This is a genomic window from Mycobacterium sp. 852002-10029_SCH5224772, assembly GCF_001667315.1.
In the GTDB taxonomy this organism is placed as follows: domain Bacteria; phylum Actinomycetota; class Actinomycetes; order Mycobacteriales; family Mycobacteriaceae; genus Mycobacterium.
On record NZ_LZHT01000032.1, the window covers coordinates 1 to 2,867 of the forward strand.

The 2,867-nt window shown below is 64.8% G+C and carries 2 protein-coding genes; both read left to right on the plus strand.

All coding sequences use genetic code 11. The features are described 5' to 3' along the window. Positions 1 to 456: 456 nt before the first annotated feature. Positions 457 to 1,932: a condensation domain-containing protein gene (locus tag A5775_RS07580; RefSeq protein ID WP_067250102.1), complete on the plus strand. Its 1,476-nt coding sequence runs from the start codon at positions 457 to 459 to the stop codon at positions 1,930 to 1,932. 2 nt (positions 1,933 to 1,934) lie between these two features. Next, positions 1,935 to 2,867 (plus strand): hypothetical protein (locus A5775_RS07585; protein WP_067250105.1); only part of this gene is annotated, 933 nt, incomplete at its 3' end.

Below are 2,867 nucleotides of genomic sequence, written 5' to 3' on the forward strand. Positions count from 1 at the left end.
TTGCTGTCGGGAAGGGTCCACGACCGGGTCTTCATCTCGGTCCTTGCCTACGAACTGGGCCGCGACAATTCGAATGAAGCTCTGCACCAGGCTCTTTCAAAGACGCTGAGCGACTTCTCGCTCACCGCCACGACGGGCTGGCGCACCGTTTGCCCCGCGTGATCGGGTGAGGGGCCGCTAGTCGTTTGCACGTGCTTGGCGAGGGCAACCGTGGGGCCGCCACGTGATGTGACCCTCCTCACAAATTGCCCACTTATGTGACCTATGTCCACTAGCGTCACTTCGGCGACACGGGGGCGCAGAGGGACGCGGCAACGTCAGTCCAACTTGCCAAGACGTCGTAAAAGGTTCTAGCGAATGGAATTCATGCTGCGCGGGGGCCGTAGACCGACGCCTTTTCGCTGCTCCCTTGCTGCGCAAAAAATGTCCGCATACGGGGAGGAACGACTTAAGAAAATGGTCGCACTCGGCAACATCAACGAATGGCAACCACCGCACGGTCCGCTTACCATGTGGACGCCCACGCAGGCAGCGCATCACGCGGCTCGCACCGCACGCAGATGTGCGATGAGTCCGAGTTATCAGCAGAATCAACATCTTTGGGCCGCCAACGTCGGCCGAACCATAAACAGGCACCTGCCGCGCCTGATGGTCGTGGCGTGGGACATCCCCGGCGCATGCGACGTCCCGGCGATGACCGCGGCGATCAACGCGCACGTTCGCCGTCACGACACCTACCACAATTGGTTTGAATTCGAGGACGGCTCCATCGTGCGTCGAGCGATCGACGACCCTGCCGATATCGAACTCGTTCCGGTGTCGTTCGGGCGCATGAGCGCCGAGGAAGTGCGGGCCCACGTCTTGACGACGACCCCGGAAACACTCGAATGGGGTTGCTTCACATTCGGAATCGTCGAGCACGCCGACTATTTCACGTTCTACGCAAGTGTCGATCATCTGCACATCGACGGTTTATCCGCCGGCCTGATCTTCGTCGACATCCATCTGGCGTATCAGGAACTGTCCCAGGGCACGCAGCGATATCAGCCCGAGCTCGCCGAGGTAAGGAGCTATCGCGACTACGTCGCGCGCCAGCGCGAGGCCGCGGCGGGCCTGACCCTGTCATCCCCTGAAATCAAGGACTGGATCGCGTTCGCGCGTGACACCGACGGCGCATGGCCGAGTTTCCCACTGTCGCTGGGTGATACGTGGGCGAGCAGCGCGGGCGATTTCCTGACAGTCCAGTTGTTGGATGCGGGCGAGACGGAGTCATTCGATGCCGCGTGCCGCGCGGCCGGCGCCCGGTTCATCGGGGGAGTGCTGGCGTGCACGGCCTTGGCCGAACACGAATTGACCGGAAGCGCGACCTACCGCGGCTTCACGGCCAAGGACACCCGGATGCCGGGCATCGAAACGATGACGTTGGGTTGGTTTGCCAGCCTGATTCCGGTTACCGTGCCGACCGCGGGCGTCTCATTCTGCGAGGCGGCCCACGCCGCCCACGAGTCTTTCGAAGCCGCGCGAGGTCTTGCTGAAGTGCCGTTTGAAAGGGTGTTGGAGTTGGCGACACCGGAGCAGCTGGGCATCAAGTTACCGACGAGCCTGCCGATGATGTTGTCCTTCCTCGATTTCCGGAAGATACCACTCGCCGGATTGTGGGGGGAGACCAATTTCGGTACCTACGGCGACAACCTGTCCGCCGGCGGCATCAACATGTGGATCAACCGTCACGCTGAAAAAACCTCGGTAACAATCTCCTTCCCTGACAACGAGGTCGCGCATGAGTCGGTGCGGCGCTACATCGCGACATTGATTGAGGTGTTCACGCAGGCCGCCAGAAGCGTCGGAGCCAACGCGGGTGTGGTTGCACCCCAAGGAAGTCCGGATGTACTGGAGGACCGTGCGGACGAAGACGACACCGAGGCGGCCTAGAAATGAGCAACGTACTGGATCTGGCCGACCAGGCCCTCTTTCTGGGGGAGCGCGCGACGGGCACTACCAGCTTGGTGCAATGTGTCTGGGTGTACAACCGGCCCGTCGACATCGACGGCCTGAAACGGTTTAATGACCATCTGGGCAGGGGACGGCTGGCCCGCCGAATCAAGCGGTCCCCCTTGCCGTTCGGCCGCCACCGCTGGGTATCGCCCGGCGAGCGGCCGGGCCTCGAAATCGCCGCGACACCCCGCCCGCGTGCGGAGTTCGACGCCTGGTGCGACGAGCAGGCAAACCTGCGGCCGGATGCCGAGCATGGACCCGGATGGCACCTGGCGCTGCTGCCGTTCACCGACGGCGGAGCGGGGGTGAGCCTCGTCATCACCCATTGCCTCAGCGACGGCGTCGGACTGTGCGAGGCGGTGGCGGACGGGGCTTGCGGGCGCGACGACGCGATCCGCTGGCCCGCCGCGCAATCGCGACGGCGCTGGCGGGCGCTGCGCGAGGATGCGCGCCAAACTATTTGCGACACAACAGACGTCGGCCGCGCGGTGGTCGCGGCGGCGCGACTGGCCCGGGCAGATCGCCGCGGTGCCGGACCCGTCGCCCCGCCCTCCGAAAGGCGACGCGCGCCGTTAACCGGTCCGGATGAAAGCCTCACGCTCCCCGCGGCGACGATCTTCATCGACGCCGACGAGTGGGACGACCGCGCTCGTGCCCTCGGGGGGACCGGCAACGCGCTGCTGGCGGGAATGGCGGCCCGGCTCGCCCAGCGAGTGGGACGCGTCGTCGCCGACGGCTCGGTGAATGTGGGGATGCCGGTCAATGAGCGCGCCCCGGGTGATACCCGCGCCAACGCGGTCACCAATGTCGACGTCACGCTGGGCCCCGCGGCGATCACCACGGACCTGCGCGAGATCCGCGCCGCGATCAAG